10 protein-coding genes are annotated in these 13110 nt (G+C 72.2%); 2 read left to right on the top strand and 8 right to left on the bottom strand.

The annotated features are described in order from the left end of the window. Position 1: 1 nt before the first annotated feature. From ACZ5NW_RS34550 to ACZ5NW_RS34540, 3 genes are all read right to left on the bottom strand, one after another. Positions 2–718 carry a PH domain-containing protein gene (locus tag ACZ5NW_RS34550; protein ID WP_468747963.1) on the bottom strand — a complete coding sequence of 239 codons (717 nt, stop codon included), beginning with the start codon at positions 716–718 and terminating at the stop codon, positions 2–4. Between the two features lie 84 nt (positions 719–802). After that, the gene (locus ACZ5NW_RS34545; protein ID WP_468747962.1) at positions 803–2977 is read right to left on the bottom strand and encodes a trypsin-like serine protease; all 2175 of its coding nucleotides are present in this window, start codon (positions 2975–2977) and stop codon (positions 803–805) included. A 30-nt stretch (positions 2978–3007) separates the two neighbouring features. Next, positions 3008–3526, bottom strand: a complete 519-nt coding sequence (locus ACZ5NW_RS34540) for a hypothetical protein (RefSeq protein ID WP_468747961.1) — start codon at positions 3524–3526, stop codon at positions 3008–3010. Positions 3527–3883: 357 nt separating this feature from the next. On the opposite strand from ACZ5NW_RS34540, the gene ACZ5NW_RS34535 reads away from it, so the two are divergent. Both ACZ5NW_RS34535 and ACZ5NW_RS34530 read left to right on the top strand, forming a co-directional pair. Next, a complete protein-coding gene (locus ACZ5NW_RS34535) occupies positions 3884–7336 on the top strand; it encodes an ALF repeat-containing protein (RefSeq protein WP_468747960.1) in 3453 nt (1150 codons plus the stop codon). 16 nt (positions 7337–7352) lie between these two features. Next, on the top strand, positions 7353–7748 hold the full coding sequence (locus ACZ5NW_RS34530; protein WP_468747959.1) for a hypothetical protein: 396 nt from the start codon (positions 7353–7355) through the stop codon (positions 7746–7748). A 28-nt stretch (positions 7749–7776) separates the two neighbouring features. Here the strand turns inward: ACZ5NW_RS34530 and ACZ5NW_RS34525 are convergent, their stop codons facing one another. The 5 genes from ACZ5NW_RS34525 to ACZ5NW_RS34505 form a co-directional block, all read right to left on the bottom strand. Next, positions 7777–9216, bottom strand: coding sequence for a HAMP domain-containing sensor histidine kinase (locus ACZ5NW_RS34525; protein ID WP_468747958.1), 1440 nt, complete (start codon positions 9214–9216; stop codon positions 7777–7779). After that, on the bottom strand, positions 9213–9947 hold the full coding sequence (locus ACZ5NW_RS34520; protein ID WP_468747957.1) for a response regulator transcription factor: 735 nt from the start codon (positions 9945–9947) through the stop codon (positions 9213–9215). The genes ACZ5NW_RS34525 and ACZ5NW_RS34520 overlap by 4 nt, the downstream gene beginning before the upstream one ends. Before the next feature lie 103 nt (positions 9948–10050). Next, on the bottom strand, positions 10051–11070 hold the full coding sequence (locus tag ACZ5NW_RS34515; RefSeq protein ID WP_468747956.1) for a S1C family serine protease: 1020 nt from the start codon (positions 11068–11070) through the stop codon (positions 10051–10053). A gap of 123 nt (positions 11071–11193) precedes the next feature. Further along, positions 11194–12216 carry a LacI family DNA-binding transcriptional regulator gene (locus ACZ5NW_RS34510; protein ID WP_468747955.1) on the bottom strand — a complete coding sequence of 341 codons (1023 nt, stop codon included), beginning with the start codon at positions 12214–12216 and terminating at the stop codon, positions 11194–11196. A 97-nt stretch (positions 12217–12313) separates the two neighbouring features. Beyond that, on the bottom strand, positions 12314–13093 hold the full coding sequence (locus ACZ5NW_RS34505; RefSeq protein WP_468747954.1) for a winged helix-turn-helix transcriptional regulator: 780 nt from the start codon (positions 13091–13093) through the stop codon (positions 12314–12316). Positions 13094–13110 lie beyond the last annotated feature (17 nt).

Below are 13110 nucleotides of genomic sequence, written 5' to 3'. Positions count from 1 at the left end.
CCTACCCTACGGACCTCCGTGTCATGACCTCACCGAGGCGGTCGAGGAGGAGGAAGAACACGAGGGCGCTGGCCGCCGGCACGCCGAGGAACAGCAGCCAGGAGTTCACGGGCCCGTCGGTCAGGATCAGCCAGAAGTCCAGGACGAACATGCCCGCGGCCACGATCGCCGCACCGGTGAGCGCCCGGGCCCAGGCCGTGCGCCGGCGTGCGGCCCGCGCGATGCGCTGTTCCGGTTCGGGCCGGATCTCCCAGGTGGCGAGGCCCAGTCGTACGGCGGTGGCCCGCAGGTCGGCGACCTCGCCGATGGGGTCGCCGTGCTGGCGTTCGTCGAGGTGGGGGAGGAGGACGCGGCGGCCCTGGTGGTCGTAGAGGTACGTGAGCCAACGGGCGGCGCCGGCGCGGCGGTTGGCGCGGCTCTCCTCGACGCGGATGTGGTAGAGGTCGGACCAGGCCCAGGTCCGGGTGCGTACGGCGTCGCGCACGGTGATGCCGTCCGCCGTGACCGTCGTGCGCGCCCGCCACAGGTCCAGGGAGACGCGAGCGACGACCATGCCCCACAGGACGGGCATCAGGAAGGTCGCCGCGGTGGGCCCGAAGGACAGCGCGGAGTCCAGGTTCATCCCGTTGATGAGGACGAAAGCGACCACTACGACCACGAACTGTGCCGGGATTCCCCGCTTCTTGCGGTACTCCCGGTCGATCCCCCGCACGTCCATGAAACGCACGCCTCCCCGCCCACACGGCACACGCGTGTGAGCGGGGAGATCGTACGACCGTTCGTTGTGCCGTTCGGCGGGGGGTCAGCGAACCGACGAGCCGAACGCCTTGGCGCCCGCACCCGGCTTCAGCACGGTGACGGGGGCGTCCGCGGCGGCGTCCGTCGTGTACGACGTGACGTTGGTCCACGGCACCTCGTAGAGGGCGCCGCCGGCCTGCGGGCCGTTCGGCATGCCGATGTAGATGTGCGTCGGCGACAGGGCGATCACCTGGCCCATGTGCTGGTTGGTGCCCGGCGTGCCCGGCACCTTGTTGTAGCCGGCGAACAGGACGTCGTTGTGGTCGCCGGGGGCGGTCAGCAGGGAGAAGGTCTGCACGGAGCCCGCGCCGGCCACGCTGCCCTGGGACTCGCCCGGGACGCCGACCGCGATCTGCATGTCGGACCAGGACGGGGCGGCCTTGCCCGGGGCCAGGTTGATCGCGGCGACGCTCTCGCCGAACCGGTCGCCGGTCTCGATGCCGCCGGCCACGTTCGGCTGGTCCTGGTTGATCACCTTCAGCTGCGACCAGTCCTTGTTGCCGGGGAAGTCGATCGTGTAGACGACGCCCGCGTTCGCCACGTTCGTGGTGCCGTTGCTCGCGACGAGGGACTCGCCGGGCGCGCCCACCGCGATGATCGAGTCGCCGGTCGTGCCCTTGGGGACGATGGCGACGGACTGGCCCAGCTCGTCGCCCTTCTCGGCGCCGCCGGAGATCTTGTCGCTGTCCTCGTCGATGCCCGCCCGGACGATCGGCTTGAGGTTCGGTCCCAGGTTGTGGGTGAGGACGGCGAAGCCGCCCGCGTCGGCCTTGTCGCCGATGTCCTCGCCGGGCACGCCGATGACGATGTTGGTCATGTCGGCGGCCACGGAGGTGCCCACCCTGTCCCCGGCCTCCGGGGAGCCGGGCAGACCGCCGCCCTGGGAGAGGAAGACGTTGGTGCCGCCGTGCACGTACACCACGGAGCCCGCGTCGGTGACGGAGCCGACGTCCTCGCCCGGGTCGCCGATCACGAGGTACGGCTCGTCGTTGCGGGTGACACCGGCGGCGAGGGAGTAGCCGAGCAGATCGCCCTTCTCCTTGCCGGCCTCCTTCAGGGCGCCGTTGCCCTCGCCCTGCGCGTAGTTGTCGGCGGCGCGCCCCTTGCCCAGGCCGGCCGGGGAACCGTAGATCACGGAGACCATGCCGACGTCGGCGATGGAGCCGCCGTCCTCGTAGGGGCTGGAGACGGCGAGGTCGGTGTAGCCGTCCTTGTCGTAGTCGACGGTGGCGAGGGCGTAGCCGAAGCGGTCGCCGGCCTCCGCGTCGCCGGGCACGTTCGGCTGGTCCTGGTCGAGGTCGGCGGTGCCCTTGCCGCCGCCGTAGACGATGTGCACGGCGCCGGCCTCGGCGTCCCCGCCGACGGTGGCCTTGGGGTCGCCGACGGCGGTGTCCTCGATGCCGTCGCCGTTGAAGTCGGCGAACGGGGCCGACTCGACGGTCGACTTGACCCAGGCGGCGATGTCGTCGGTACGGGTGACGACGCCGTTGGTGGAGGTCTGCGCCGGGTCGGTGCCGAAGCAGCCGCCCTGGTCGGAGCGGGAGGCGATGCCGAGCAGTCCGGCGTCGGTGAACACGGGGGCGCCCGAGTCGCCGGCGCAGATCGCCGCGCCGGTCGTGCCGTGCACGGTGAGGTCGGTGGCGCCGACCTGGTCGACCTGGAAGGTCTCGCCGTGGACCTTCAGCGGGGCCCACTCGTCCTTGGTGCGGCCGTAGCCGGTGACCGTGACGGACGCGTCCTTGGCGGGGGCGGCGGTGGCGATGCCGGGCAGGCGGACGTCGTTGACCGGCGCGGACAGCCGGGCCAGGACCAGGTCGCGGTCGTCCCGGGGGACGAGCTGCACGACCTCGCGGACGACGCCGGCGGTGGTGGTCAGGTCGGCGCGGCCGATGGTGGCCGTGGTCTTCAGCTTCGGCGCCCCGGCGGGGATCCTGACGGACGCGGCGGGGTTGTCGGCGAAGCAGGAGGCGGCGGTGGCCAGCCACTGCGGCGCGATGAGGGTGGCGGTGCACGCCTTGGTGCCGCCGCCGATGTCGAGGCGGGCGGTGAAGGCGTGGGCGGCGTCGGTGTCGGGCTTGCCGCTCACGGCGTGCGCGGTGAGCGCGGGGGCGCCGATGACGGCGGCGGTGACAAGCGCGGCGAGCGCGGTGGCGCGCCCGCGCAGGATGCTGGTGGTCATGGTGGTGTGGTCGTCTTCCCCGTGTGCCGGCTACTTGCTCGTGCGTATCTCGACCAGGACGAAGTCGCGTCCGTCCGGGTCGGCGGCCTCACCGGCCGCCTTCCACTCGCCCTTGCCGACGTCGATGCTCTGGCTGGCGCCGTCGGTGGTGAGCTTCACGTCCGCCTCGTGGTCGGCCTCGCCCTTGACGCCGTAGACGGAGGGGATTTCGAGGCTGAGGTAGCCGGAGGTGCCCGTGGCGCGGAAGCAGATCTTCTCGCTCCTGCGGGAGTACACCTCCATCAGGCCGGTGCCGGAGGCGCAGTCGGCCAGCGTGATGTGGCCGTCGCCGCGCTTGAGGGTGATGCCCTTCTGCGCCTTGATGGCGTCGGCGCCGGGGTAGTCGAAGGTCTCGACCGCGTAGCCGGGCGCGCCGTCGACGACCGGGGCGGTGCGGTCGGCGGTGCCGGTGTGGTGGGCGGTGGAGAAGGTGGTCGACGCGAAGGCGACCGCGCCGGCGCAGGCCGCCGCGACCGCACCGGTGGCGATGATCCGCCGTGCGAGTTTCATGGGGTTCCCCCTGAGAGAGCTCTCTTGAATCCCGTGAGAATTCGGTGAGTTGAGTCCGTGCGACACCTGAGGGATGCCATAAGGGCAATACGGCGTGCGTGACCGCGGGTCAGACGGTCACGGAGGACGGTGCATTCAAACAGGTGGCCGCGCCGAGCGCCAACGATATGCCGATGAATCCTGGATGAATCAGGACAAAGAATTTCTGTGGCGATTCTCATGGGTAAAGGGATGGTTTGAGAGCTGGTCAATTTCCGCAGGAGTCACTTAAGTTCACCCCCGTTCAATTGACACACCCGTCGGTTCGCCCCTGACCAGGGCCCCCTTCGCCGCCGGGTGCATATCCATGGGGGATTCTTGGACACCACCTACTGGAGCCGTCGCCGGCTGCTGTCCGTCGCCGGTGCCGCCACCGCGGCGACCGCCGTCACGCTCGCCGCGCCCTCCCGCGCCCTGGCCGCCGCCGCCACCGCCACCGCGGGGTCCTCGGATCTGCCGAGGCTCCCCAACCTGCCCGACACCGCCCGCGCGCGGGCGGTCACGGCGTGGAAGATCGGCGGACGGGCCGTCAAGAACGCTGCGGCGCAGGCCCTGACGGGCTCCGCAGCCGACATCGACCGCTTCCTCACCACCGACCTGCCGAGCGCCACCGCCGAGGACCAGCGCTTCGCCCTCCTCAAGGCGCTGCCCGCCACCGGCAAGGGCACCTCCCGCGACGCCTCCGCCGCGCTGTCCACCGGCGACGACGCCGTCACCGCCTTCCTGACCGGCGGCTACAAGACCGCCGAGCTGGAGGACCTGCGCGTCACCACGCTGACCATCCTCAACAGCGGCGGGACCGGGGTGAAGCGGGAGGCGCAGAAGGCCCTCGACGCCGGCACCTCCGACGCCCTGAGCACCTTCCTGCTGAACACCCAGGTCACCGCCCGGATCGAGGACGAGCGGGCCGAGGTCTTCACCATCCTCGCGACCGCCTCCCCGGAGGTGAAGAAGTACGCCCAGCGCGCCCTGGACGACGGCAGCCCGTCGGCGATCCGCTGGTTCCTGAACACCGGTCAGCACATCGCGCGGGCCCGGGACCGGGAGAGCGCCACCATCGAGCAGCTGGTGGCGATCGTGGAGCGCGAGGGCAAGCGGGCCCAGCTCACCTCCGACCGTGCCGTCGCCGCCTCCGCCAAGGCGAAGGAGGCCGCCGCCCAGGCGAAGAAGGCGGCCGAGGACGCCGCCGCCGAGGCCGACGCGGCCCGCGACGACGTCGCCAAGACCGCCAAGGCGGCCCGTAAGGCCGCGTCCGCCGCGCAGGGCGCCGCCGCCGCGTCCCGTACCGCCATCCAGGCGTCGGCCGCCGCCCACAACGCCGCCCGCCGCGCCTCGTACGCCGCGACCGCCGCGGCGGCGGCCGCCGCGTCCGCCGGACGGGCCGCGTCCGCCGCCTACTCGGCCGCCCTCGCCGCGGCCAAGGACGCCGGCAAGGCGCACGCCGCCCGGCTGGCCGCCGAGGGCGCGAACAAGGCGGCCGCCCAGGCCCGTACGGCGGCCAAGGCGGCCGACGCGGCCCGGGCCGCGTCCATCCAGTCCGCCGCGGCCGGCTCGGCCGCCGCCGGCGCGGCCCGTGACTCCGCCGCCGCCGCACACGCCGCCGCGAACGCCGCCGCGGCCTCGGGCGCGGCGCAGGAGCAGGCCGCCGCCGCGAAGGCCGCCGCCGCCGAGGCCGACGCGCAGGCCGCCCGCGCCACCAACGCGGCGAACACCGCCCAGTCGCTGGCCAACACCGCCGCGCAGGCGGCCGGCGCCGCCCGCGACGCGGCCAACTCGGCCGCCGACCACGCCGAGAAGGCGGCGAAGGCGGCCCAGGCCGCCGCCGACGGCGCCGTCAAGGCGGCCGACTTCGCCGCCACGGCCACCAAGTGGGCGGCCGAGTCGGTGACCGCCGCCGAGGCCGCGGTGAAGGCGGTCACGGACGCCCAGGCCGTGGAGAAGGCCGCCCGCGACTCCGAGGCGCAGAAGCTGGCCGAGGACACCGAGCAGTCCCTGGCCGAGGCCCGGGAGATGGCGAAGGCGGAGGCGGAGGACCGGGAGAAGTCCCGGCAGGCGAGCACCCAGGCGTCCGCCCTGGACGCCGCGACCAAGGACCTCATCGCGCAGGCGGAGAAGGCCTACGCCGCCGGGGACAGCGCGCAGGCCGTCGCCGCCGGCCGCAAGGCGGCGATGAACCTGATCTCCACCACGATCGGCACCTGGAGCCGGGACGCCGCCGAGCACGCGCTCGCCGGCGCCGACGAGGACGTGCTGGCGTGGGTCGCCGCCGACCGGGAGATCGCGCAGAACCAGGACGACCGCGAGACGGTCCTGGCCCTGGCGCAGGTGTCCACCGAGAACGTCGCGAACGCCGCGCACGCGGTCCTCGCCGACACCGCCCCGGAGGCCGTGGGCACCTTCCTGACCACCGGCATCAAGGCGGCCGCCGCCGAGGACAACCGCGTCGCGATCCTGCGCGTCCTGTCCGGCGGCCCCGGCAAGGCGGTGACGGCGTCGGCGCAGGCCGCGCTCGACGACGGCTCGCCCCAGGCGCTGCACGCCTTCTTCACCACGTACGCGGAGAAGGTGCGGCAGGACGACGAGGTCGCCGTCTTCGCCATCCTCGACACCGCCGGCCCCTACACGAAGGCCGCCGCCCAGGTGGCCCTCGAGGGCCCGGTGTGGATGCGCCGCGACTTCGTCACCACCGTCTGCCACCGCACCGCGCAGCTCGACTACGACTCCGCCACGCACGTCGCCGCGATCCGGGCCTCCATCGCCCGGGCCGCGAAGATCGCCCACGACGCCCAGAACGACGCCTACACGGCGGCCAAGGCGGCGGCCGACGCCCGCAAGGCGTCGACGGAGGCGGCGAAGTGGGCGGACAAGGCGAAGGCGTCCGCCGCCAAGGCGGGCGACTACGCCCACCAGGCCGACGTGAACGCGGACGCCGCCGAGCAGTCCGCGACGGACGCGCAGGCGTCGGCGGACAAGGCGAAGACCGCCGCCGCGTCCGCGCGCACCGCGGCCCGCCGGGCGAACTACTCGGCGAACCAGGCCGTGGCCTCCGCCGCCGCCGCCGTCGCGTCCGCCTCCCGGGCCCAGGCGTCGGCGAACGCGGCCCGCGAGTCCGCGGCGGCGGCCGGCAGGGACAAGGCGGCCGCCGCCAAGGCCGCCTCCGAGGCCAAGGCGACGGAGATCCGCAAGCGGCAGGAGGAGGCCGCCGAAGCCGCCCGCAAGGCGGCCGAGGCGGCGCGGCAGAACAAGCAGAACGGCGTCGACCCCTCCAACACCAAGGACAACGACAGCGTCGACAGCCCCGACGGCTGGGGCAGCAAGAAGGACTGGCAGAACCTCGCCCAGGCCCTGAACGCGGTCAGCGCCGTCTCCGGCACCGTCGCCGCGTTCGCCCTGCTCGTCCCGCCGCCCGCCGGCGAGATCATCGCCGGTGTGGCCGGCACGATCTCGTGGGTCACCGGCATCGGTTCGGCCGTCATCACCGGCTTCACCGACGGCTGGACGTCCGACGCGTTCTTCGGCTCCGTCGCGGGTCTGGCGGTCGGCGCGCTCACCGGCGGTTTCGCGCTCGCCAAGTTCAAGGTCCCCGGCATGTCCCAGGCCATCGGGGAGCTGGGCGAGGGTCTGAAGAGCGGGTGGCTGACGGCCTCGCGGGTCGGCCATGAGATGGTGGGCCCGGCCATCAGCTACGGGACCACGGTGTGGGACTCGGCCGGTGACGCCGTGTCGAGTGTCGGGGACGCGATCTCCGACGGCTGGGACTCACTCTTCTAAGGCCGTAGGACTGCTCATGTTCCTGTCGCTGTCCACCAGCGCCTGGATCCTCATCGCGGCGGGGGCGACGCTCGTCAACCTCGCCGCGATGCAGTGGATCATCCAGATTCCGAAGTACCGCAAGCAGCAGTTCTGGCTGCCGCTCATCGGTGTCGTCGGTGTGGGCGCGCGGGGCCTGGCCCAGCACGACGCGCTGGCCCAGACCCTCTATCTGTACGCGGCGACCATGCTGATGTTCCCGCTCATGCTCGCCCCGGTGCGCTCCGCCATCACCCGTGACTACTACCGCTGGGTCGAGGACCCGACGACGAAGTCCGGCAAGGGGACGGTGACCTGGATCGTCACCTCGATGATGGTCCTGCTGACCGTGATCGGCGCCGTCTACGCGGTCGGCGTGAGGCACAGCACCTGATCATCGGCAGGCCCGGCCGCCGCCTTGGCTAGGGCGTTTCGGGGGGCGGTACGGCCGCACCCGGCAGGCGTACGGTGGCCACCGTGCCGCCGCCCTCCGCGCGGGCCAGGGTCACCTGGCCGCCGGCCTGTTCGACCGTGCGGGCGACGATCGACAGGCCCAGGCCGGAGCCGGGGAGCGCGCGGGCGCTGGGGGAGCGCCAGAAGCGGTCGAAGACGTGGGGGAGTTCGTCCTCGGGGATGCCGGGGCCGTGGTCGCGGACCGTCAGGACGCCGTCGCTCAGCCGCACCTCGATCGTGCCGCCGTCAGGGCTGAACTTCACGGCGTTGTCGAGGATGTTGACCACCGCCCGCTCCAGTGCGGCGGGTTCGGCGCGCGTGTACCAGGGCTCCAGGGAGGCGTCGATCGTCAGCTCCGGTCCGCGCAGCCGGGCCCGCCGGAGCGCGGCCTCGACGGTGTCCTCCAGGGAGATCACCTGGACGCGCTCGCCGCGCTGCGCCTCCGACCGCGACAGCTCCTGCAAGTCACCGATCAGGGCGGCGAGTTCGGTCATCTGCGCCTTCACCGACGCCAGCAGCGCCTTGCGGTCGGCCGCCGGGATGGGGCGGCCGGTCTCCTCGCTGCGGGTGAGGAGTTCGATGTTGGTGCGCAGGGAGGTGAGGGGCGTGCGCAGCTCGTGACCGGCGTCGGCGATGAGCTGCTGCTGGAGCTCATGGGAGCTGGCCAGGGACGAGGTCATCGAGTTGAAGGACCGGGAGAGCCGGGCCACTTCGTCGTCGGAGTCCTCCTCCACCGGGATGCGCACGCTCAGGTCCTCGGTGCGGGCGATGTGCTCCACGGCCTCCGTCAGCTTGTCGACGGGCCGCAGCCCGGCGCGGGCGACGGCGAGGCCGGCGGCTCCGGCGCCGATCACTCCGACACCGGAGACGAGGAGAAGGATCAGGGCGAGGTCGTTGAGCGTGGACTGGGTGCCCTTGAGGGAGGTGGCGACGAGGAAGGCGGCGTCCGAGGTCTCGCCGGTGAGGTGGTTCTCCAGGGTGATCGGGACGGTCAGGACGCGGACGTCGGCCCCTTCGGAGTCCGTCCCGTTGCGGTAGTTCCCCTCGCCCTTCTTGATCACGTCCTTGTCCGCCTGGGTGACCTTGACGACGCCGACCGAGTTGCCGAGCACGCAGGGTGTCCCGTCGGCCGTGACCGCCTGGGAGTAGGTGTTGCGGAAGCCGGTGTAACCGCTCTGCGGGGTCTGGGTGCAGTCGGCGAGGGCCTTCTTGATGCCGGCCTCCTGCGGCGGGCCGATCAGCGATGCCTCCTGAAGGTCCCGGTCCAGCTGGTCGTACAGCTTCCCCTGCACGATGAACCAGCAGGTCACCGACACCGCCGCCACCGCGAACGCCACCGCCGCGGCGACCAGCAGCGACAGCCGGGCCCGGATGGGCAGGGTCCGGAAGCGGTGCAGGACCTTGTTCACTCGGCCCCGCCCTGCCGCAGCACATACCCCACGCCCCGCACGGTGTGCACCAGGCGCGGCTCGCCCCCGGCCTCCGTCTTGCGGCGCAGGTACATCACGTACACGTCCAGTGAGTTCGACGACGGCTCGAAGTCGAAGCCCCACACCGCCTTCAGGATCTGCTCCCGGGTGAGCACCTGACGCGGGTGCGCCATGAACATCTCCAGCAGGGTGAACTCGGTCCGCGTCAGCTCCACGGGCCGCCCGCCCCGGGTGACCTCGCGCGTCGCGAGATCCATCCGCAGGTCGGCGAAGGTGAGCGCCTCGTCCTCCTGGGCCTGGGCCGAGACGGCGGCGGCGTAGGAGCTGCGGCGCAGCAGCGCGCGGATACGGGCGAACAGCTCGTCCAGCTCGAAGGGCTTGACCAGGTAGTCGTCGGCGCCCGCGTCCAGCCCGGTGACCCGGTCGCCGACGGTGTCCCGGGCCGTCAGCATCAGGATCGGGGTCATGTCACCGGCGCCCCGGATGCGCCGCGCGGCCGTCAGCCCGTCCATGCGCGGCATCTGGATGTCGAGGACGACCAGGTCGGGCCGGTACGCCGTCGCCTTCTCCAGGGCGTCGGCGCCGTCGACGGCGACCTCCGTGTCGTACCCCTCGAAGGCGAGGCTGCGCTGAAGTGCTTCGCGCACCGCCGGCTCGTCGTCGACGATCAGGATGCGCTGGGTGTCACGGTCGCCTTCGGCGGAGCTCATGGGCGTGGATTCCTCAAGTGCGATGGGACAACGGGCGAGGCTGGTCGCCTTCAGCGTCGCACACGGCTACGGCGGTCGCGGGCCGTCGCCCGACGTCCCGGGGTCAGTGGTCCGAACCGCCGGCCCGCAGGCTCGCCAGGTCGGCCTTGACGGTGTTGACGGGGATGGCGAAGCCGAGGCCCACGCTGCCCGCGTCGGACGAGCTGGACTGCGAACTCGACGAGTACATCGCGGAGTTGATGCCGATGATGTTGCCGTTCACGTCGATCAGCGCGCCACCGGAGTTGCCCGGGTTGAGGGAGGCGTCCGTCTGGATCGCCTTGTACGTCGTCGTGGACGACCCGGTGTCGCCGTTGAACTGCTGACCGCCGAACTCGAAGGGCCATCCGCCGTCGCCCTGCTGTTGCTGCTGGCCCTCGTCGGTGGAGACGGTGACATCGCGGTCGAGGGCGGAGACGATGCCGCTGGTCACGGTGCCGGTCAGGCCCTCGGGGGAGCCGATCGCCACGACGGTGTCACCGACCTGGACGCCGGAGGAGTTGCCGAGCGCGGCGGCCTTCAGACCGGAGGCGCCCTCCAGCTCGATCAGCGCGAGGTCCTTCTTGGCGTCGGTGCCGACGACCTTGGCGGTGTACGTCCTGCCGTCGCTCGTCCTCACCTTGACCGAGGTGGCACCGGCGATGACGTGGTTGTTGGTGACGATCTCGCCGCCGCCGGTGATGATCACGCCGGAGCCGGTGGAGGTGCCGTTGCCGAGCGTGGCGTTGATCTCGACGATGCTCGGGCTGACGGCGGCGGCGATCGCGGCGATGTCGCCCTTCTTGGCGGCGGGCACCACGCTGGTGGCGGAGGCGGCGACGGTGTCGTCATGGCCGGTCAGCTCCTGGATGCCGTAGGCGGTACCGCCACCGATGGCGGCGGCGACGATCGCCACGGCGGCGAGCAGCGCCATGGGCCCCTTGGCCCGGCGCCGGCGCGGCTCCGCGGCGGACGGCTGCGTGGGCTGGTAGGAGGGAGGCGGCGGCCACTCGGGGTTCACGGGCGAGGAGGCGTGCTGCTGGGCGCCCTGGTAAGGGTTCGTGTACGGGTCGTACTCGCCGTCGCGGCGGAAGCTCTCGGTCATGCCGTCGAGCTTGCCGCCCGACCATGAGAGCTCCCTGAGCGCTTCCTGAGAAGCCCGCGAGAACCGCGTTCGCCCTATATAAAGACGCCGGGCCTTATGCCGGGCCTTATAAAAGACGCGGCGCTAATGGCAGCCGCACGACCGGCGAGGGACCAACGCCGACGGAAAGACCTTGAGCCGCTCCCGCCGGGACCCCACCACCCGCAGCCCGTCGTCCAGCACCAGATCCACAGCCGCCCGCGCCATGGCGGACCGATCCGACGCGACGGTGGTCAGCGGAGGATCCGCCAGCGCCGCTTCCTTGATGTCGTCGAACCCGGCGACGGCCAGCTCCCCGGGCACATCGATCCGCAGCTCCCGAGCCGCCCGGAGCACACCGATCGCCTGGTCGTCCGTGGAACAGAAGATCGCCGGCGGACGATCCGCCGACGACAGCACCTCCAGCGCCACCCGATACGCGTCGTACCGGTTGTACGGCGCCTCGAACAGCCGGCCCTCGGTCGGCAGCCCCGCCTCCTCCATGGCCCGCTTCCAGCCCTCGACGTGGTCGGAGACGGGGTCACCCACGGACGGCGTCTCCGCCGTACCGCCCATACAGGCGACGTACTCGTAGCCGTGCTCCAGCAGATGCCGCACGGCGAGCTGCGCGCCGCCCAGGTCGTCGGTGACGACGGCGACGTCGTCGATGGCCTCGGGCCGCTCGTGCAGCAGCACCACCCGCGCGTCCCACGCGTCGATCTCGGCGGCGGCCAGGTCGTTCAGCGCGTGGGAGACCAGGATCAGGCCCGAGACGCGCATGCCGAGGAACGCCCGCAGATAGTGGACCTCGCGTTCACCGACATAGTCGGTGTTGCCGACGAGCACCATTTTTCCGCGCTCGGACGCGGCCTGCTCGACCGCGTGCGCCATCTCGCCGAAGAAGGGCTGGCGGGCGTCCGGGATGATCAGACCTATGAGATCCGTGCGCCGGGACGCCATCGCCTGGGCGACCCGGTCGGGCCGGTACCCCAGCTCCTTGATCGCGGCGAGGACACGCTCGCGCGTGGCCGGGGCGACCGGCCGGGGTCCGTTGTTGATGACGTAGCTGACGACGGCGGTGGAGGTTCCCGCCAGCCGTGCCACATCGTCCCGAGTCACCTTGGCCACGCGCGGAGTCTACGCGGAGAGACCGCCTCTGGGCAGGGCGTGAAGGAGCTTGGCCGAGTGCCGACTGTGCACCAGCAACGCCCCGCCCGGAGGTGTGCTAGGCCTCCGCTGGGACCTCTGCGGCGACGGGTGCGGTCAGGTTGTCCGCCTCGTCCGGCTTTGGCCGGGCCGCCTTCGCCTTGGCCTCCTCCGCCGCGCGTTCGACCTTCTCGGGCGTAACGAATCGATAACCGACGTTCCGGACGGTTCCGATCAGCGACTCGTGCTCGGGGCCGAGCTTGGCGCGAAGGCGTCGTACATGCACATCGACGGTACGGGTGCCGCCGAAGTAGTCGTAGCCCCAGACCTCCTGCAGCAGCTGTGCGCGCGTGAAGACGCGGCCCGGGTGCTGGGCGAGGTACTTGAGGAGCTCGAACTCCTTGAAGGTGAGGTCCAGGACCCGGCCCTTGAGCTTGGCGCTGTAGGTGGCCTCGTCGACGGACAGGTCGCCGTTGCGGATCTCCATGGGGGAGTCGTCGTTGACGATCTGCTGGCGGCCCATGGCGAGCCGCAGCCGCGCCTCGACCTCCGCCGGTCCGGCGGTGTCGAGGAGCACGTCGTCGATGCCCCAGTCGGCGGTGACGGCGGCGAGGCCGCCCTCGGTGACGACGAGGACGAGCGGACAGCCCGGTCCGGTGGAGCGCAGCAGCTGGCACAGGCTGCGGACCTGCGGAAGGTCGCGCCGGCCGTCGATCAGGATGACGTCGGCGCCGGGGGTGTCGACGAGTGCGGGCCCCTCGGCCGGGGCGACCCGCACGTTGTGCAGGAGCAGGCCGAGAGCGGGGAGCACCTCCGTCGACGGCTGGAGGGCGTTGGTCAGGAGCAGCAGAGAACTCATACGTCTGGTTCCTCCTC

This window comes from Streptomyces sp. NPDC032126 (assembly GCF_055580085.1).
Note: the sequence above shows the minus strand (reverse complement) of the source record. Positions and strands in the feature narration are given on the sequence as shown.

Excerpts from the sequence above, each read along its gene's own strand:
- ACZ5NW_RS34520 (WP_468747957.1), bottom strand. The coding sequence starts at position 9,947 with ATGAGCTCCGCCGAAGGCGACCGTGACACCCAGCGCATCCTGATCGTC.
- ACZ5NW_RS34550 (WP_468747963.1), bottom strand. The coding sequence starts at position 718 with ATGGACGTGCGGGGGATCGACCGGGAGTACCGCAAGAAGCGGGGAATC.
- ACZ5NW_RS34530 (WP_468747959.1), top strand. The coding sequence starts at position 7,353 with ATGTTCCTGTCGCTGTCCACCAGCGCCTGGATCCTCATCGCGGCGGGG.
- ACZ5NW_RS34545 (WP_468747962.1), bottom strand. The coding sequence starts at position 2,977 with ATGACCACCAGCATCCTGCGCGGGCGCGCCACCGCGCTCGCCGCGCTT.
- ACZ5NW_RS34540 (WP_468747961.1), bottom strand. The coding sequence starts at position 3,526 with ATGAAACTCGCACGGCGGATCATCGCCACCGGTGCGGTCGCGGCGGCC.
- ACZ5NW_RS34515 (WP_468747956.1), bottom strand. The coding sequence starts at position 11,070 with ATGACCGAGAGCTTCCGCCGCGACGGCGAGTACGACCCGTACACGAAC.
- ACZ5NW_RS34505 (WP_468747954.1), bottom strand. The coding sequence starts at position 13,093 with ATGAGTTCTCTGCTGCTCCTGACCAACGCCCTCCAGCCGTCGACGGAG.